The organism is Devosia sp. (assembly GCF_040509215.1).
GTDB lineage: Bacteria > Pseudomonadota > Alphaproteobacteria > Rhizobiales > Devosiaceae > Devosia.
The window spans coordinates 21,381-40,491 of the sequence record NZ_JBEVLL010000358.1 but is presented as its reverse complement, the minus strand read 5'-3'; the positions used below and the strand labels follow the sequence as shown (position 1 = coordinate 40,491).

General features: G+C 61.7%; 15 protein-coding genes and 1 riboswitch. Of the genes, 13 read left to right on the top strand and 2 right to left on the bottom strand.

Features of this window, described 5'->3' with window-relative positions; all coding sequences use genetic code 11:
- Positions 1-1,550, top strand: a 1,550-nt coding sequence (locus tag ABW043_RS20405; protein ID WP_353923029.1) for a chemotaxis protein CheA, incomplete at its 5' end; no start/stop codon positions are given.
- Positions 1,551-1,660: 110 nt separating this feature from the next.
- A complete protein-coding gene (locus ABW043_RS20400; protein WP_353923028.1) occupies positions 1,661-2,149 on the top strand; it encodes a chemotaxis protein CheW in 489 nt (162 codons plus the stop codon).
- Between the two features lie 58 nt (positions 2,150-2,207).
- On the opposite strand, the gene ABW043_RS20395 is transcribed toward ABW043_RS20400, so the two are convergent.
- Both ABW043_RS20395 and ABW043_RS20390 read right to left on the bottom strand, forming a co-directional pair.
- Positions 2,208-2,843: a DJ-1/PfpI family protein gene (locus ABW043_RS20395; protein WP_353923027.1), complete on the bottom strand. Its 636-nt coding sequence runs from the start codon at positions 2,841-2,843 to the stop codon at positions 2,208-2,210.
- A gap of 17 nt (positions 2,844-2,860) precedes the next feature.
- A riboswitch (ZMP/ZTP riboswitch) is annotated at positions 2,861-2,940 on the bottom strand.
- Between the two features lie 56 nt (positions 2,941-2,996).
- Complete coding sequence (locus ABW043_RS20390) at positions 2,997-3,350, bottom strand: hypothetical protein (RefSeq protein ID WP_295412704.1); 354 nt, start codon at positions 3,348-3,350, stop codon at positions 2,997-2,999.
- Between the two features lie 208 nt (positions 3,351-3,558).
- Here ABW043_RS20390 and ABW043_RS20385 point away from each other — a divergent pair, with 208 nt between their 5' ends.
- The 11 genes from ABW043_RS20385 (at position 3,559) to ABW043_RS20335 (ending at position 18,974) form a co-directional block, all read left to right on the top strand.
- Complete coding sequence (locus ABW043_RS20385; RefSeq protein WP_353923026.1) at positions 3,559-4,104, top strand: chemotaxis protein CheD; 546 nt, start codon at positions 3,559-3,561, stop codon at positions 4,102-4,104.
- 170 nt (positions 4,105-4,274) lie between these two features.
- Positions 4,275-5,117, top strand: coding sequence for a CheR family methyltransferase (locus tag ABW043_RS20380; RefSeq protein ID WP_353923025.1), 843 nt, complete (start codon positions 4,275-4,277; stop codon positions 5,115-5,117).
- Positions 5,114-6,160 (top strand): protein-glutamate methylesterase/protein-glutamine glutaminase, encoded by a 1,047-nt coding sequence (locus tag ABW043_RS20375; protein ID WP_353923024.1) that lies wholly within the window; start codon positions 5,114-5,116, stop codon positions 6,158-6,160. Before ABW043_RS20380 ends, ABW043_RS20375 begins: the two co-directional genes overlap by 4 nt.
- 111 nt (positions 6,161-6,271) lie before the next feature.
- Positions 6,272-6,661: a response regulator gene (locus tag ABW043_RS20370; RefSeq protein ID WP_035085417.1), complete on the top strand. Its 390-nt coding sequence runs from the start codon at positions 6,272-6,274 to the stop codon at positions 6,659-6,661.
- Between the two features lie 226 nt (positions 6,662-6,887).
- Positions 6,888-9,398 (top strand): methyl-accepting chemotaxis protein, encoded by a 2,511-nt coding sequence (locus ABW043_RS20365; protein WP_353923023.1) that lies wholly within the window; start codon positions 6,888-6,890, stop codon positions 9,396-9,398.
- A gap of 157 nt (positions 9,399-9,555) precedes the next feature.
- Entirely contained in the window at positions 9,556-11,631 is a 2,076-nt protein-coding gene (locus ABW043_RS20360) for a methyl-accepting chemotaxis protein (RefSeq protein ID WP_353923022.1), read from the top strand.
- Positions 11,632-11,937: 306 nt separating this feature from the next.
- Entirely contained in the window at positions 11,938-14,346 is a 2,409-nt protein-coding gene (locus ABW043_RS20355) for a methyl-accepting chemotaxis protein (protein ID WP_353923021.1), read from the top strand.
- Between the two features lie 309 nt (positions 14,347-14,655).
- Entirely contained in the window at positions 14,656-16,356 is a 1,701-nt protein-coding gene (locus tag ABW043_RS20350) for a methyl-accepting chemotaxis protein (protein WP_353923020.1), read from the top strand.
- Positions 16,357-16,507: 151 nt separating this feature from the next.
- Positions 16,508-18,133, top strand: coding sequence for a methyl-accepting chemotaxis protein (locus tag ABW043_RS20345; RefSeq protein WP_353923019.1), 1,626 nt, complete (start codon positions 16,508-16,510; stop codon positions 18,131-18,133).
- An 82-nt stretch (positions 18,134-18,215) separates the two neighbouring features.
- The gene (locus tag ABW043_RS20340) at positions 18,216-18,575 is read left to right on the top strand and encodes a DUF1801 domain-containing protein (RefSeq protein WP_353923018.1); all 360 of its coding nucleotides are present in this window, start codon (positions 18,216-18,218) and stop codon (positions 18,573-18,575) included.
- 36 nt (positions 18,576-18,611) lie between these two features.
- Positions 18,612-18,974 (top strand): methylglyoxal synthase, encoded by a 363-nt coding sequence (locus ABW043_RS20335; RefSeq protein ID WP_353923017.1) that lies wholly within the window; start codon positions 18,612-18,614, stop codon positions 18,972-18,974.
- Positions 18,975-19,111 lie beyond the last annotated feature (137 nt).

Genomic DNA, 19,111 nt, shown 5'->3' with positions numbered 1-19,111 from the left:
AATTCGTCGACGGCGATTGCAGCATCGAAGTGGTGCCGCTCGGCCATGTCGTGCCGCCTCCGGCTTCTGTGGTGGCTCCGGCGCCTGTTGCCGTCGTCCAGCCCGCCAAAGGCAACGAAAATCTGATGGCGCTCACTGAAGACGAAGTGGCTTCCGCTCCTGTGCGCCTCGTCGCCCAAGCGCCTGCCGCTCCAGTGGAAGCAGCGCCTGTTGCCGAAGAGCCGGCGCTCAGCTTTGCCGATCTCGCCAATGAAATCTCGGCCTCTGCGCCGCCCCGGCCCGTGCCGCAGGCTGCAGCACCCAAGGCTGTTGTCGCGCCAAAACCCGCTGCGAGCGGAGAAGGTGGCGAAGAAGGCGGCAATCGCGCCACTGGTGTGCAGTCGATCCGCGTCGATCTCGACAAGGTTGATCGTGTCGTCAACATGGTCAGCGAGCTGGTGATCACCCAGTCGATGTTGACCCAGCAGATGGATGAGAACCTGCGCGCTCGCTACACCGAGCTGGTGCGCGGCCTCGAAGTTCTGGCGCAGACGACGCGTGGCCTGCAGGACTCGGTCATGGCCATCCGTGCGCAACCCGTGAAATCGGTGTTCTCGCGCATGCCGCGCCTCGTGCGCGAACTTGCGACCAAGACCGGCAAGAAGATCAAGCTCGAAACGATCGGCGAAAACACCGAAATCGACAAGACTGTCATCGAGCAGCTTTCCGATCCGCTGACCCACATGATCCGCAACTCGGCCGACCATGGCATTGAGGATCCGGAAAAGCGCAAGGCGCGTGGCAAGTCCGAAATCGGCACCATTCGCCTTTCGGCCGAACAGGCTGGCGGCAATATCCTCATCATCGTTGAAGACGATGGCAACGGCATCAACCGTGAACGCGTGCTCCAGCTTGCCCGCGACAAGGGTCTCGTTGCCCCCGATATCACCCCGACCGACGAGCAGATCGACCAGTTGATCTTCGCGCCGGGCTTCTCGACCGCCGATGCGGTGAGCGACATTTCCGGCCGCGGCGTCGGCATGGACGTGGTGCTCTCCAATATCAAGAAGATCGGCGGCTCCGTGCATGTCCGTTCCTGGACCGGCAAGGGCTCGCGCATGACGCTGCGCCTGCCGCTGACCCTGGCCGTGCTCGATGTCATGCTCGTCAAGGTCGGCGAAAGCCCCTATGTGGTGCCGCTTTCCTCGATCGTTGAAACCATGCAGTGCTCTGGCGCCGTGTTCGAACGCGTACCCTCCGGCGGCCAGGTGCTGCAGGTGCGTGGCGAATATGTGCAGGTCATCGACGTGGCGCAGCGCTTCGGCATGCATTCGAACAAGGCGCCCGACGATCGGTTCGTGGTGCTGTGCGAAAGCGAAGGCAGCCAGAAAGTGGCGCTCGTGGTCGACGACATCATCGGCCAGCAGCAAGTCGTCATCAAATCGCTCGAAGAAAACTTCGAGCAGGTCGAAGGCATTGCCGGCGGCACGATCCTGGGCGACGGCAATGTCGCTCTCATCGTCGACGTGCAGGGTCTGCGTGTTCACCAGATCCACCAGAACGCGGCCTAGTCGAACAAGTGGCGCGGCGGCGATGCCGCGCCGGAATACGAGTAATGCGCGGCTCGTTAGCCGCTCACAGTGTGTAACCGGCCCAGAAGGGCGGCAGAAAGGCCTGGAAAATGGAAGCGCTCAGCCTCCGCGAAGACATTGGGGATAAAACGGCCGTCGCAGGCCAGAACACCCTGCAACTTATCGCCTTCTCGATTGGCGAGCAGACCTATGGCGTGGAAATCACCACGGTGCGCGAAATCCGCGCCTGGAATGGTGCTACCCCGCTGCCGAACACGCGCGACTTCGTGCGCGGCGTGATCAACCTGCGCGGCACCATCGTGCCGATCTTCGACCTGCGCGCCCGCTTTGGCGATGGCCAGACCTCGCCCACCAAAAACCACGTCGTGGTGGTGATGAGCGTGGGTGACAAGTGGGTCGGCATCCTCGTCGACGCTGTGTCCGATATTCTGACCGTGAGCCGCGAAGACATCCACAACGTGCCCGAAGGCAATGCCATCGACACTGAACTGCTCAACGGCATCATCACCCATGACAGCCGCATGGTGGGTCTCATCGACCTCCACGCCGTGGTCAACGGCGCCAAGCTCGACGGCTAGTCGAAACTGCAATTTTCCGAAATGGATGGGGCGCCGTTGGCGCCCTTTCTATTGTTGCCTACCGGAGCATATCTTCGACCAATCGAACGCGTTCGGGGGTGGCATGGCGCTTGGGATCGCCCGTTCCGTACGGAGGCGTGGGGTCGTATTGCATGCTGAGTTCGATTGCCTCGGCAAGTTCGGTGCCGAGGAGTTGGCCGCAGACTGTCAGCCCAAGGTCGATGCCCGCGGAGACGCCTGCACTGGTCATGTACTTGCCGTCGTGGGTGACGCGATCGGGAGAATAGATCGCGCTGAAGCCGGCCAGGGCATTCCTTGCCCGCCAGTGCGTTGAGGCGCGACGACGATCAAGCAGTCCGGCAGCGCCCAGAATGAGAGCGCCTGTGCAGACCGAACAAGTCAATCTAGTTGTAGCATCGATCTTTCTTATCCATGCGTGGAGTTTGACGTCCGCTAGGGCCTCACCCAGTCCGGGAGCGCCGCCGCCGGGGACAATTAGGACATCGGCTTGTTCGACATCGTCGATGCAGTGATCGACAAAGAGGCCCAGTGCTCGATTGCCGGTTCGGACCTGGCCAACCTGCCGTCCGACGAAGGAGACCTCGATTTCGGGGCTTCGAGAAAGCGACTCAAATGGCCCTACGGCATCGAGAGCGGTAACGCCGTCAAATAGGTAGATTGCAACGCGCAGCATGACATCCTCATTGTTTTCGAGAATGCCCAGGCGAGCGGCCGATAACGCTGTGGTCCCCGGTGGTCTCCCACCTCAATCGCCAGTAGCACAGCCACCAAAAGGTATCTCATTTGCACCTATTGGCAAGTAACGCAAACTTGGCTGCCATTCGGCCTAAAAAAGCTCGATCTCGCCGTGGGGCTGGTTGGCGGCGACGCCGGAGAGGGCTGGGACGCGCAACTCGTCGAGCGTCAGGCTCTGCCAGATTTCGTCGTAGACGCTTTCAGGGGCAGTCGGTGGCAAGAGCGAAAACTGGCGGGCGGCCAGTGCCATATTGCGGCAGCGTTGTTCGATGCGGTCCTGGCCCTGGAGGGCGGTGATGATCATCATCATGGCCTGGCGTACGGAAGCGTCCTTGCCGGCCGAAGAATCGGTCAGAAGGTCTAGGGCTTCGGTAATCCCTTCCAACATTGCGGCGGACTGACGGGCTGTTTCGTCGAGCTCTCTTGCCAGTTTCTGCAATGACATACGCATAACCTCAGGTCTACCGGCCCACACTATCCGATTATTTCTAAACCGCTTCTTGCCGTGACCACTAGATCGGGATCACCCGCGTAGCGTGGTTAGCGTTTGGCTAACGAGTTAAAGCTAAGGTCGGAAGCAATTGGACTCGACGGGTATTCGTAGACAAATGGGCCAGAATAGCTCCCTGCCTCCTGAATTCGACAGAGGTATCGTGACCACGGTCCATCAGGGTGATTGCCACGTTTCTGCGGCGCAGGATGTCACGTTCTCGACTGTTTTGGGCTCGTGCATTTCGGCCTGCGTCAGGGACCGAGTCGCCAATGTCGGCGGGATGAACCATTTCCTCCTTGCAGAGCAGTCGGGTTCGGCCAAGGACCGTTATGGCGCTTCGGCCCGCTATGGCGCCTTCGCCATGGAGCAGCTCATCAACAAGGTGCTCTCGCAAGGCTCGGGCAAGAAGTCCAATCTCGAGATCAAGGTCTTTGGCGGCGGCAAGATCAATTCGGCGCTCGACGATGTCGGGGCCAAGAATATCGAATTCGTGCGCCAGTTCCTCGCCGACGAAGGCTATATGGCCTCGAGCGAAGACCTTGGCGGCAATTTCGCCCGGCGCGTGCTGTTCAAACCCCATTCCGGTCGCGCCTTCATCAAGCGGCTCGACAGCGATGTCGGTGCCAATGTCGCCAAGGAAGAACTGGCGCTCGCCAAGCGTCGTGTCGTGGTGCCCGCACCGGTCGACGATATCGAACTTTTCTAGGCGGCCTGACGCAAATATCGCCCGGCTTTCCGGGGGGAATTTACGCAATCTAAGGAATGAACCGGCCAGAATGACTTTCGCTCAACAGCGTGGCGCGGCAATCGCACCATGCTCGCGGAACGGCAACTCGCCGCTGCGCGACAAGGGCCTGGGTAGTCGGGGAAGGTTTCATGGAACAGGGAGAAATTTCCCTCAGCGAGCGCGAGTTTTCGCGCATCAAAAGCCGCGTCTATAAGGTCGCCGGCATTTCCCTTAGCGACGCCAAGCGGACCCTGGTGGTATCGCGCCTGTCAAAGATCGTCCGGGCGCTCGAACTCGCCAGCTTCGACGACTATGTCGATTTTCTCGAAAAGGGCGCCTCGGCCAGTGACGGGCAAGACTTCGTCAACGCCCTGACCACCAATCTCACGCGCTTTTACCGCGAAGATCACCATTTCGATCATCTCAAGACCTATGTCGGCACGCTGATGAGCGAACGCCCACGCGGACAGCGCCTGCGCATCTGGTCGGCCGGCTGCTCGACGGGGCAGGAGCCCTATACGATCGGCATGGATCTGCTCAATGCCTTTCCAGAGCTCAAGCGCTGGGACTTCAAGATTCTCGCGACCGACATCGACACGGCCGTGATCGCCAAGGCGGCGCGCGGCATCTATCCGGAAAACGAGCTTTCCGGCCTCAGCAGCGAACGCGCCCGGCCATTCCAAAAGCACGGTGATGGCACGGTGCAGGTGCCGCAGGCCGCGCACGAACTGGTGTCGTTCAGGCCGCTCAACCTGATCGCCGAATGGCCGATGAAGGGGCCGTTCGACGCCATCTTCTGCCGCAATGTGGCAATCTATTTCGACAAGCCGACGCAGGGGGCCGTCTTCGGCCGCTTCGGCAAGCTCCTTGCCCCTGAAGGCTTCCTCTATATCGGCCACTCGGAAAATCTGGGTTCGGGCGGGGAAGGTTTCCGCCTCGTGGGCAAGACCATCTATCAATCCAAGCGGATGAACAAACGAGAAGCAGCATGACTATCAAGGTTCTGGTCGTCGACGACTCGGCCCTCATTCGCGAGGTGCTCACCCGCATGTTGTCCCGCGACGCCGACATCACTGTCGTCGGCACGGCAACGGACCCGATCGAAGCGCGCGAAAAGATCAAGCAGCTCAACCCCGACGTGGTGACGCTTGATATCGAAATGCCCAATATGAACGGGCTCGACTTCCTCGAAAAACTGATGCGCCTGCGCCCCATGCCGGTCGTCATGGTGTCGACGCTCACCAAGAAGGGCGCCAGTGAAACGCTTCTAGCGCTCGAACTGGGCGCTATCGATTTCGTGGCAAAGCCCAGCGCCGAATTTGCCGGCGGACTCGATGCGTTCGGCGCAAGCCTTCGCGACAAGATCCGCGATGCGGCTCGCGCTGACGTTCGCGGCGCGGCGACACGGATCGAGGCGCCGAAGACTTCGGTGAAAACCGCAGCGGCGCCCGATGGGGCCCTGATCGCCATTGGCGCTTCTACCGGTGGCGTCGAAGCCATCCGCGCCGTGCTCACCAACATGCCGGCAGATTGTCCGCCGGTGGTTATTGCCCAGCATATGCCGGCCGGCTTCACGGGCCGCTTTGCGGCACGGCTCGATGAGCTTTGCGCTATCAAGGTGGTCGAGGCCGAGGACCGCATGATCCTTGAACGCGGCCACGCCTATGTGGCGCGCGGCGACTATCACTTGCGTGTCGAGCGGTCTTCGGGGCAGCTCAAATGCCGGCTGAGCCAGGACGAGTTGACCAGCGGTCATCGTCCCAGCGTCGATGTGCTGTTTGAATCCGTCGCCAAGGCCGTGGGGCATATGGCGGTTGGCGCCATCCTGACCGGCATGGGCCGCGATGGGGCGCGGGGCCTCAAGCTCATGCGCGATGCCGGCGCCTATACGGTGGGGCAGAGCCAGGCTTCGGCCCTGGTCTATGGCATGCCGCGCGTTGCCTTCGAGGAAGGCGCCGTGGTCGAACAGGCTCCCCTCGAACAGGTAGCGGGCAAGCTTGCCAATGCCCTCGTTCGTTTACGCTCGGCAGCTTAACGGCAAGCCCGCAATCCATGCGGTGCAATTGAGAGAATTGTAACCTCTCGCACCTAGGATGATTTTGAATACCGGGGCCCAGGCTCCGGCGGTAAGAGGTAGATAGAGTCCATGCCTAAAGCCAGTGCTGTCAGCGTCCTGATCGTTGATGACCAGCAGTCCATGCGTGGCATCTGTAAGTACATTCTCAATCAGCTCGGCTTCAAGGATATCATCGAGGCCAAGTCTGGCCGCGATGCGTTGGGCAAGCTCGAAGGGGCCAATGTCGATCTGATCATTTCCGACTGGAACATGGACGATATCGACGGGCTGACCCTGCTCAAGGTGATCCGCAAGCACCCGCGGACCCAGGCCATGCCCTTCATCATGGCGACCGGACGTTCCGACGCCGAGCAGGTGAAGGAAGCCATCTCCGCCGGGGTGAACAACTACATCATCAAGCCGTTCGACGTTTCGACCATGAAGAAGCGTATCGAGGCGGTCATCGGCGCGCTGACCTGATCGGTCTACCACTGAACCAATTGCTGAAGCGCCTCCAACCGACCGGTTGGGGGCGCTTTGCTTTTCCGGGCCTGCTTTCGCGTCCGTTGACGCCGTAATAAGTGGTTAAACCTAAATATGTAACGATTGCAGGAGGAGATTTGTCCGATCCCGCAGCGCCAGACGCTGGCTGGGACGCGGTCGGCCGGAGGGCCGCCGGATCGGAACATGCTTGGGGGAAACAAGGGTGCGATTTATTCCGCAACTGCGCATCGCGCAGAAGCTGCCATTGGCTTTGGTCGGTTCGGCGCTGGTAGTCAGTGCCGGGGTTGGCATTGCAAGCTATTTCATCGGCCTGGGGACGGTCGAGGAACAGCGTAACCAATCCATGCAGGCTTCGCTTGCGACCGCCACGACCATGGTCAGCGAGTATTTCTCGAGCGCGGAGGTTGACCTCCGGCTGTTCGTCCAGCGCTCCGATACCGTAACGGCGATGAAGAACCTGACCCGCGCGCTCGAGGAATTGCGCATGGGGCTCAAGGAGCGCGCAGCGCTGCAATTGCAGGCGGCCTATGTCACCGAAAATCCCAACCCGGCCGATCGGGCGGCGGTCGACAGTGTCGGCGCAAAGGGCGCGAGCTATGACGCGCCGCACAAGCGCTTCCATCCCGGCTTCCGCACCCTGCAGGTCGAGCGCGGCTATTCCGACGTGCTGCTGATCAGCGCCACGGGGGATGTGGTCTACTCGGTTGCCAAGAACATGGATTTCGCCGGCAATGTGATTGCCGATCCGGTCCTGTCTGCCTCGGGGCTCGGCCAGGCTTTCAATGCGGCCAAGGACCTTGCCGACGGCTCTGCCGCCTTTGTCGATTTTGCCGTCTATGGGCCGGCCGGCACTCCGCAGAGTTTCATGGCCATGCCGGTCTTTGACAAGGATGAAAAGACCGGCGTCATGGTGCTGGCGATTTCGCCGGCGACGATGAGCGCCCGGGTGTCCGCGCTTTCGGGCATGGGCGCGAGCGGCGAAGTGGTGGTCGTGGGCCAGGATGGCCTCCTGCGCAGCGAGTCGCCCAAGACGCCAGCAGACGACGTGCTCGTCGCGACGCTGACCTCCGATGTGGTGACGGCGGCCTTTTCCGGGCAGACCGGCGAGGGCATGAGCACCGACTATCGCGGCGCGTCCATGGTGGTACGGGCCGTGCCGGTGAGCGTGGGCGGTGTTACCTGGGCGGTTACCGCCGTGCAGCCGGAAGAAGAGGCCTTTGCGCCTGTGGTCAGCATGCGCAACATGACGCTGCTGGTTGGCGGCGTGTTGCTGGCTATTGCGGCGGTATTGGGCGTTATTTTCTCCCGTTCGATCAGCCGGCCGATCTCGCGGCTCACCCACACGATGGAGACGCTCGCCGAGGGTGATCTCTCGGTGGAAGTGGCAGGTGGCGCTCGCGGCGACGAGATCGGCGCCATGGCGCGGGCAGTGGAAGTGTTCCGTCAGAACGGGCTGCGAATGGCCGAGATGACCGAGGCGGAAGCGGCCTCGATCATTCGTGGTCAGGCGGATCGTGCGGCCATGATGCAGCAGTTGCAGCGCTCGTTTGGGCACGTGGTGGATGCGGCCATTGCCGGCGATTTCTCACGTCGGGTGGAAGCCGATTTCCCCGATGACGAACTCAATGCGCTGGCGCGCTCGGTCAATGGCCTGGTCGAAACAGTCGACCGAGGCGTTGGCGAGACCGGGGTCGTGCTTTCGGCGCTGGCGAATACCGATCTGACCCATCGCATGGAAGGCGACTATCAGGGCGCCTTTGCGCGGCTGAAGTCGGACGTCAATGCGGTGGCGGATCGCCTGACCGATGTGGTGGGCGAATTGCGTTCGACCTCGGGTACGCTGAAGACCGCGACGGGAGAAATCCTCTCGGGCGCCAATGATCTCTCGGAACGGACGACCAAGCAGGCCGCGACGATCGAAGAAACCTCGGCCGCCATGGAGCAGCTTGCGTCAACAGTGCTGCAGAATGCGCAGCGCGCGCAGGAAGCCAGTGCGGCGGCGGGTGATGTGACCAGTTCGGCCGAAGTCGGCGGTCAGGTGATGGCGCAGGCGACCGAGGCGATGGAGAAGATCACGCAGTCTTCGGCCAAGATCTCCAACATCATCGGGCTGATCGACGATATCGCTTTCCAGACCAACCTGCTGGCGCTCAACGCTTCGGTGGAAGCAGCGCGAGCCGGTGAAGCGGGCAAGGGCTTTGCCGTGGTGGCCGTCGAAGTGCGACGGCTGGCGCAGTCTGCGGCAAGTGCATCTTCGGATGTGAAGCAGCTCATCGAACAGAGCGCGACGGAAGTGCGGGGCGGGACACGCCTTGTCGGCGACGCCGCCTCGAAACTGGCGGCTATGCTGCAGGCGGCACGCTCGTCCAATGACCTGATGAACGGCATCGCTCGTGAGAGCCGCGAACAGGCCTCCTCCATCGAGGAGGTCAATGCTGCCGTTCGGCAGATGGACGAAATGACCCAGCACAATGCGGCGCTGGTCGAAGAAATGAACGCCGCCATCGAGCAGACTGAGGCGCAGGCCACCAAGCTCGATGGGATCGTCGACATCTTTGCGACGGACGGGCGAAGGGCGGCTCCTGTTGCACGCCCTGCCGAACCACAGCCTCAAGGTGCACGGGGTCTGCATAACAAGCTCAAGTCGGTCGCAAAGGCCTATCTCAACCACGGCAATGCCGCGGTAAAGGCCGACGATTGGAGCGAGTTCTAGAGCACTGTCAGATCGACAAAAAATGAGAGGGCGCCGCGTGCGCCCTTTTTCTTGGGCGGCCTACCATACAAGCAACGCCGCATTAACCCCCCGCTCCTTAGGATGCGCACCAAGAGATTTGAGGCGATGGCACCGGGCAGGGTGTCGAGGGGGACGCATGAAACTTTTTTCCGCGCTTGGCAGCACCAAGCTGACGACGGCTATTGCAGGTCTGGTTCTGGGCAGCATCGTCGTAACGATCATCGCCTATTCGGTGAGCAACTACATGGGTCTGCGCGAGCAGGCTTTGCAGCAGGCCCAGATTCAGCAGCGGACCGACCTCAAGACGGCCGCGACGATTCTGGAAAAGCGGCTGGCGAGTTCGGTGGTGACCTGGGCCGAGGACAATAGCGTCGGGGCGTTCCAGACCTATTCCATCCCGCGCTTTTACGACAATGGCACGATCGACTCGATCACGCGTGTGACAGGCGCCGAGGCTGTCGTCTTCTCGATCGATCCTGCGACCGGACAGTTTCTGGCGAAAACCTCGAGTTTCCCCGGCGAGGGTGACGATCGGGCAGTGGAGTTCGCGATCGATCCGCAGAGCCCTGCGCATGCAGCGCTGTCGCAATCGCTGCCCTATGAGGGCGAGGTCGAACTTCTGGGCAAGACCTATTGGGGCGAATTCTTCCCCATACTCAAGCTCGACAATACGCTGCTCGGCGCTTTCTGGGTTGGTGCCGATCTTGGCGCAGCAGAAGCTTCGGCCCGTGCGTCAATTCCGGGCATGCTGGTGATCGGCGGCGTGCTGCTGGCCGTCATGGGCGCTCTTGCGCTCTTTGTTTCGCGGCAATTGACCAAGCCGGTGCCGAAACTTGCCGCGACCATGCAGGCGATCGCCGACGGCAATTTCGATACCGAAGTGCTCTATGTCGAGCGTCGCAACGAGATCGGCGCCATGGCCAGGGCGGTGGAAGTGTTCCGCGAGAATGGGCTCCGCGTCAGCCAGATGACCGAGGCGGAAGCGGCCCGTATCCTTTCGGAACAGGAAAGCCGCCAGCAGATGATGACCGACCTGCAGCGCTCGTTCGGGCATGTGGTGGATGCGGCCATTGCCGGCGATTTCTCGCGCCGGGTGGAAGCCGATTTCCCCGATGACGAACTCAATGCGCTGGCGCGCTCGGTCAATGGTCTGGTCGAAACGGTCGATCGCGGTGTCGGCGAGACCGGCGTCGTGCTTTCGGCACTGGCCGATACCGATCTGACCCACCGGATGGAAGGCGACTATCAGGGCGCTTTTGCGCGGCTGAAGTCGGACGTGAATGCCGTAGCGGATCGTCTGACCGATGTGGTGGGCGAACTGCGTTCGACCTCGGGCACGCTGAAGACCGCGACGGGAGAAATTCTCTCGGGCGCCAATGATCTCTCCGAACGTACGACAAAGCAGGCCGCGACGATCGAAGAGACTTCGGCGGCGATGGAGCAACTTGCGTCAACGGTGCTGCAGAATGCCCAGCGCGCACAGGAGGCCAGCGCTGCAGCGGGCGACGTAACCAGTTCGGCTGAAGTTGGCGGCCAGGTGATGGCTCAGGCGACCGAGGCCATGGAGAAGATCACGCAGTCTTCGGCCAAGATCTCCAACATCATCGGGCTGATCGACGATATCGCCTTCCAGACCAATCTCCTTGCCTTGAATGCCTCAGTGGAAGCGGCGCGGGCGGGCGAAGCGGGCAAGGGCTTTGCCGTGGTGGCCGTCGAAGTGCGACGGCTCGCCCAATCTGCAGCGAGCGCATCTTCGGATGTGAAACAGCTTATCGAACAAAGCGCGACGGAAGTGCGTGGCGGTACGCGCCTTGTTGGCGACGCCGCCTCGAAACTGGCGGCCATGCTGCAGGCGGCACGCTCGTCCAATGACCTGATGACCGGCATTGCCCGCGAGAGCCGGGAACAGGCTTCTTCCATCGAGGAGGTCAATGCGGCCGTCCGGCAGATGGACGAAATGACCCAGCACAATGCGGCGCTGGTGGAAGAAATGAACGCCGCCATCGAGCAGACCGAGGCGCAGGCCACCAAGCTCGATGGGATCGTCGACATCTTTGCGACGGACGGGCGGAGGGCCGCTCCGGTTGCACGTGCCGCCGAGCCACAACCACAGGGTGCACGGGGTCTGCAGAACAAGCTCAAGTCGGTCGCAAAGGCTTACCTCAACCACGGCAATGCCGCGGTGAAGGCCGACGACTGGAGCGAGTTCTAAGCCCAATCACAGATCATCTGACCGTTTAGACAAGGGGAAGGGCGCCAAACTGCGCCCGTCCCCTTGTTCGCTCTGGGCTTGCGCCTGCCCATCGCCGGGCGCGGCAATCGTTTGCCGTTATGCTTTACCGGCACTTAACTCAAATCGTGCATTGCTACGGTTGGACGCAGACATTGCAAATCATGGTCCGCTTCGGCGGCCACCAGACGGCCCTCTCACAGGTGCTTCTCTTGGCTTGGCCGGGGGACAGCAATGGGCTGTGCGAGGGAATTCCGCCCAGAAGGGTGTGGAGGCAATTGCGTTGAAATGAAGTTTTCCGATCTTTCCATTCGCGCCAAGCTGGTCACGGGCGCCGGGGTTCTGTTTGCGGTCAGCATGGCCGGGCTCATCGCGGGCGGTATCGCCCTGATGTACCAGACGGCCGGCACCGAAGCGCAGGAGCGTGCCAGGGCGCTGGTTGCCTCCTATTCGCAGATGGCCTCGGGCCAGCTCGGCGGTATCGTCAACATGACCCAGGGCGTGGGTGCGGCGATCGAAGGCGCCATACAAGGTGAAGTGGTCGATCGCGACCAATTGGGGCGTATCGTCACCCAGGCGATCGGCGCACGGCCGACACTGATGGGCATGACGCTGGCTTTCGAGCCGAACCAGCCCGATGGACGGGATGCCGAATTCATCGGTCATGCCTATTCGGACGCGACGGGCCGTTTCGTTCCCTATTTCGCCCGACCCAATGGCGAGTTGATTGTCGAGCAGCTCGACATGTCGCCCGAAGCCGGAACCGGCGACTGGTATGACACCCCGCTCAAGGAAGACCGCAATGCGCTGGTGCCGCCCTATAGCTATACGGTGGGTGGCAAGACCGTATTGATGACCACGGTCAGCGTCGTCATCCACAAGAACGAAAAGCCAATCGGCATCCTGACCTCGGACCTGACGCTCGACACGATCTCGGGCGTGATCGGCCAGCTCAAGCCTTTTGGCGTGGGCAATGTGCAGATCATCAGCAATAACGGCCTCTGGATCGTCAATCCCGATCCGGCGCTGGCCGGCACGGCGGTCGAGGCCGGTGTCGCCGCCGCGCTGCAGGATACGGCGCGCATGGAACAGGGCATGGCCTATGTCGATGCCGATGGCGTGCAGCAGTTTGCGGTGACCACGACCATGCAGTTCCCGGGCGTGCCCGAGACCTGGACCATGATCATGCAGGTGCCGCTGGCAACGATCTATGCCGGCGTCGACAATACCCGCAATCTCGCCATCGGGGCTGCCGCGGTCCTGGCGCTGATTGCGCTCGGTCTCGTCTGGTTCGGGGCCGGGTTCATTTCCGGCCCGATCAGCAAGATGACCGCCATCATGCGTCAGTTGGCGCAGGGGAAGTATGATCTCGATGTGCCCTACCAGCAGGGTAAGGACGAGATCGGCAATATGGCACGGGCCGTGGAAGTGTTCCGCGAGAATGGGCTCAAGATCAGCCAGATGACCGAGGCGGATGCAGCGCGCATCGTGGCAGACGAACAGCAGCGCCGCGCCATGATGACGGACCTCCAGGCGGCTTTCGGCGAAGTGGTGGATGCCGCCATTGCCGGGGATTTCACCAAGCGCGTGCATGCCCAATTCCCCGATGCCGAACTCAACAGCCTCGCACGCAGCGTCAATTCGCTGGTCGAGACGGTCGATAGTGGTGTGTCCGAGACCGGCATCGTGCTCGGCGCTCTGGCACAGACTGACCTGACGGTACGCATGCAGGGCAATTTCAGCGGCGCCTTTGCCAAGCTGAAGAACGACGCCAATGCGGTGGCCGAAACGCTGAGCGATGTGGTCGGCCAGCTCAAGCACACCTCGCGCTCGATCAAGACGGCCACCGGAGAAATCCTCTCGGGCGCCAATGATCTCAGCGAACGCACGACCAAGCAGGCGGCCACCATCGAGGAAACCTCGGCGGCCATGGAGCAGCTCGCTCATACCGTGCTGCAGAACGCCGACCGGGCACGCGATGCCAATGCCGATGCGCAATTGGTGAGCCGCACGGCCGAAGAGGGCGGGGAAGTGATGAGCCGCGCCACCAAGGCGATGGAGCAGATTTCCACCTCCTCGGGCAAGATCTCCAACATTATTGGGCTGATCGACGACATCGCCTTCCAGACCAATCTTCTCGCGCTCAACGCCTCAGTGGAAGCGGCGCGGGCGGGAGATGCCGGCAAGGGCTTTGCCGTGGTGGCCGTGGAAGTGCGCCGGCTCGCCCAATCGGCAGCGCAGGCATCCTCTGACGTCAAGGCGCTGATCGAGGCATCTTCGGGTGAAGTGGGCGCGGGCACCAGGCTCGTGGCGGAAGCGGCGGCCAAGCTGGCTGCCATGCTCGAAGCGGCACGCTCCAATTCGGCACTGATGGACGGCATGGCCCGCGACAGCCGCGAGCAGGCGGCAGCGATCGAGGAAGTGACGGTTGCTGTGCGGCAGATGGACGAGATGACCCAGCACAATGCCGCGCTGGTGGAACAGACCAATGCTGCCATCGAACAGACCGAGGCCCAGGCGAGCGAGCTCGACCGGATCGTGGCCGTGTTCCATACCGACGATCGATCCGCCGCGCCCCAGCCCTCCGTTTCGAGGTCTTCGCGGCCAGCGCCGCGACCGGTGGCGCGCCAAAATGCGGCCAAGACCTATCTCAGCCAAGGAAATGCCGCCGTCTCGGCCGACTGGGACGAATTCTGAGCCGAAACACTGAGCGGACGGCCTATACCGAAAGCAAAGGGGCGCCGAAATGGCGCCCCTCTTTATTCGCCGGGACAGGGCCTATAATATAGGCGCTCTATTGTTGGTCGTGATCTGATAATTTCCGGCAACCTGTTATCTACGCAGATTTCCGTATAATCACACTATTTGCAGGCATGTCTTTTTACATGCGCTGTCTTGAGATACGAAAAACATTCTACTTGCATCGCAGGGATTTGTTAACCGTCGGGGCGCAGCCTTGTGACGAGGGTGATAGGCGGCTGTCGCCCCAGAGAAGAGGCCAAAATAATGCGAGCGCTGGGCTTTGGGCAGAGTGCTTCGATACGCGATCTCGAGGCCAAATGTGCGGCCATATCGCGTAGCCAGGCAGTCATCGAATTCACTCTCGAGGGGAAGATCATCACGGCCAACGAAAACTTTCTCGGCGCGATGGGGTATCGCCTCGAGGAAATCGTCGGCAAGCATCATTCGATGTTTTGTGATCCCGCCTATGCAGGGAGCGACGACTACAAGAATTTCTGGTCCGAACTCCGGCGCGGTTCGTTTCAGTCCGCGGCCTATCGGCGGCTCGCCAAGGGCGGGCGCGAAATCTGGATCCAGGCCAGCTACAATCCGGTCATGGATAAATCGGGCAAGCCGATAAAGGTCATCAAGTTTGCCACCGACATCACCGAACAGGTGAGCGTGGCGGCCGACCACGCGGCGCAGGTGGCTGCGATCTCCCGCGTTCAGGCCGTCATCGCCTTCAAGCTCGATGGCACGGTGATCGAGGCCAACCAGAACTTTCTAGCGACCCTGGGTTATCGTCTTGAGGAGGTCGCCGGGCGGCACCATTCGATGTTCTGCGACAAGGACTTTGCCGCGAGTACGGAATACAAGTCCTTTTGGCAAAGACTGGGAGCGGGCGAATATATCTCGGCCGAGTTCCAGCGCTTCGGCAAGGGCGGCAAGGAGATATGGATTCAGGCCTCCTACAACCCGATCTTCGATGCCGCCGGCAAGGTGGTGAAGGTCGTCAAGTTCGCTACCGACGTTTCCGAGCGCAAGCGGGCGGAAGGCATTATCGCGCTACTGACCGAGAGCCTGGCACGCATGTCCAATGGTGATCTCGGTGGGCGGATCGATACAAGTTTCACCGGGCAATATGAGCAGCTTCGGCAGGCATTCAATCAGTCGCTGAGCCAGCTCCAGACGATTGTCGGCGGATTGCGCAATGCGTCGGGCTCGCTCAAGACCGCGACCGCCGAAATTCTCGCCGGCGCCAATGACCTGTCGCAACGCACCACGCGGCAGGCCGCGACCATCGAAGAGACCTCGGCCGCGGTTGAACAGCTTGCCGGAACCGTCGCCGAAAATGCCAAGCGGGCGGCGGCGGCCAGCGAGAAGGCCAAGAGCCTTGCCGACGACGCAACCAAGGGTGGTGTCGTGATGGGGGAAGCGACCGGGGCCATGGCTGCCATCGAGGCTTCTTCGGGCAAGATTTCCAACATTATCGGGCTCATCGACGACATTGCCTTCCAGACCAACCTTCTGGCGCTAAACGCTTCTGTGGAAGCGGCGCGGGCGGGTGATGCCGGCAAGGGATTTGCGGTGGTGGCTGTGGAAGTGCGGCGGCTCGCCCAATCGGCGGCGCAGGCATCGGCCGACGTCAAGGCATTGATCGAAACCAGTGCCGGCGAAGTGCGGACCGGCGCTCAGTTCGTCGAGCAGGCAGCGCGCAAACTTGACGATATCCTGCGCGGAGCCGAGGACAGTTTTGGGCTGATCGGGGACATGGCCAAGGCCAGCCGGGAACAATCGAGCGCGCTCAACGAAGTGGCGACCGCGGTTCGGCAGATGGACGAGATGACCCAGCACAACGCGGCGCTGGTGGAAGAGACCAATGCGGCCATCGAACAGACCGAGGCCCAGGCCGCCAAGCTCGACGGCATTGTCGACGTCTTCCGCCAGGAGCAGAGAACGACACGGCAGGAGCGCTCCGCGGCCTAGCTAAACCTGCCCGTTCTTTAGGCAATTTCGGGGTCGGTAAACGAGAAATTTACCAAGAACGCCATAGGGTTCCCAGGTTGATCGTGATCAAGACTGGGGACTTGCCCGCGGTTCAAACTAAGCAAACTCTTGCGCTAGTCAAAGGCCGGTCATGTCTAAATCTTCTCACGAGCAGCTGCAGTCGCGGCTGGATTTCGTTCAACTCGATGAGGAGGCGCGGGGCCGCCTGGCGCATATCCGCCCGCTGATCGATGCGCATCTCGTGCCGGCGCTCGAGCGGTTCTATGGTCATATCGCCACCGTGCCGGCCGCCGCGCGTTTCTTCGACGGCAAGCCGCAGATGAACCGTGCCCAGGGCAAGCAGGTAGGTCACTGGGGCGCCATCGCCTCCGGCCAGCTCGACGCGAACTATTTCGAATCGAGCACCCGCGTCGGCCTGCGGCACGCCCAGATCGGGCTTGAGCCGCGCTGGCATATCGGGGGCTATAGCCTCATCGTCGAAACGCTGATGACGGGCATCATCACCGACTACATGACGACGGCCCTGGCTCCCACCAAGGGCGCCTTCGGGCGCTCCGTGCCGCGCGATCTCAAGGAGGTCATGAAGGACGTCCAGGTGCTGACCGGTGCGCTGGTTTCGGTGCTCAAGGCGATCATGCTCGACATCGATATCGGCGTCTCGGCCTATTTCGAAAAGCTCAATGACGACACGAGGAAAGCCGACGACGCGGCCAAAGCCAAGATCGAGGCTGCCGTATCTGCCGCGGGTGCCGTGCTGCAGGACGTGGCGCGGGGCGACCTGACGACGCGCGTGACGGCTGAACTTGAGCCTGAATTCGACCAGATCAAGCACGACACCAATGCGGTGGCCGAACGGCTCAGCACCATTGTCGCGCAATTGCAGCAGACCTCGCGCCAGATGAAGGTGGCGACGAGCGAAATTCTCTCTGGCACCAATGACCTGGCCGACCGGACCACGCGCCAGGCCGCGACCATCGAAGAAACCACGGCCGCGATCGAGCAATTGTCTACGGCGGTGGTGGAGAACGCCAAGCGAGCCGCGACAGCAAGCGACAAGGCCCGCAGCGTGGCCGAAAGCGCGACGACCGGCGGCGAAGCCATCACGGCCGCCAACGGCGCCATGGGCGCAATTGAAACGTCCTCGTCCAAGATTTCCAACATCATCGGTCTGATCGACGACATTGCCTTCCAGACCAACCTCCTGGCCCTCAATGCTTCGGTGGAAGCAGCGCGGGCCGGCGAAGCGGGCAAGGGTTTTGCTGTTGTCGCCGTGGAAGTGCGGCGACTGGCGCAGAGCGCTGCCAATGCATCCTCGGAAGTGAAGGCGCTGATCGAAACCAGCGCGGCCGAGGTGCGCAGCGGCACGCAATTGGTGGCTCGCGCCGCCGAAGTGTTGCTCGACATTTTGGCCGGTGCCCAGGAAAGCGCTGATCTGATCGATACCATCGCCCAGGCCAATCGCACCCAGTCGGCGGCGCTTGAGGAAGTGACCGTCGCTGTGCGGCAGATGGACGAAATGACTCAACATAATGCGGCACTGGTCGAAGAAACCAATGCCGCCATCGAGCAGACGGAAGCCCAGGCGAGCGAACTCGACAAGATCGTCGACGTGTTCCGCATCGAAGGCCATCAGCGGCTTGCGGCAGCGCCTGTCTCGGCAGTGCGCCGGCCGAAGACCCCGCCGAAACCGGCTGTGCGCCCCCTGCCCAAGAGCCATGGCAATACGGCCCTGGCACAGGATTGGGACGAATTCTGAGGCCTGCTGACAGCGCCTGTCAGCGCAAACGAAGAAAACGAAGCGTCGCCTACGAGGCGGCGCTTTGCTTTTGGATGACGCGATGCAGGACCTGCCTGATCTCAACGATCTGCTCGATCCCTTGCCCGAGGAAATCGGCCTCCTGGCCCGTGAATTGATCGGGGTTGTAGGCGGCATGCCGGGTCTGACCGGCAAGGTCATGCGCGGCTGGCGTTCGGTCAATTTCCGTCACGCAAAGGCGGGCCATGTCTGCGCGGTCTTTCCTTATGCCGACAGGGTCTCGCTCTATTTCGAGCATGGACGGGTGCTGTCCGACCCCGAAGGCCTGCTGATGGGTGACGAACTCAAGAAGGGTCGTTTCCTGCGGCTCTATCCCGGCAAGCCGATTCCCGAGGCTTCCATCTATGTGCTGGTCAGCGAAGCCATTGCGCTTTTCGCCTGAGCCGTGCTTGAAGGGTCATGATCGAGGGAGACAAGCATGGCTCGCATCGGCCTTGTGGCGCATGACGACAAGAAGGACGACCTTTGTGCCTGGGCCGAACGGCATCGGCACAAGCTTGTTCAGCACGAGCTCTGGGGCACGGGCACGACCGGCAGCCGGATCATGGCGGCAACGGGGCTTGAAGTGACGCTGCTTAAAAGTGGTCCACTGGGCGGGGACCAGCAGCTTGGAGCGATGATCTGCGAAGGCCGGCTCGATGTGCTGATCTTCTTCATCGATCCGCTTTCAGCCCAGCCGCACGATGTCGACGTCAAGGCACTGACGCGTTTGGCGACGCTCTATGATGTGCCGCTGGCCAATAACAGGTCGACGGCCGATGCTGTGTTGGCAGCAGTCTGACCCACTGAAATTCCTGAAAGAATCGATTTCACCCGGGCTTTTTGTCCCCAAGGGCCGCGTAGCGGCGTTGACCCTTTGTCCCTCTTGTGAGCAGATGCCCCAAAATTGCCCGGATTTAACTGGGCGGCATGGCATTC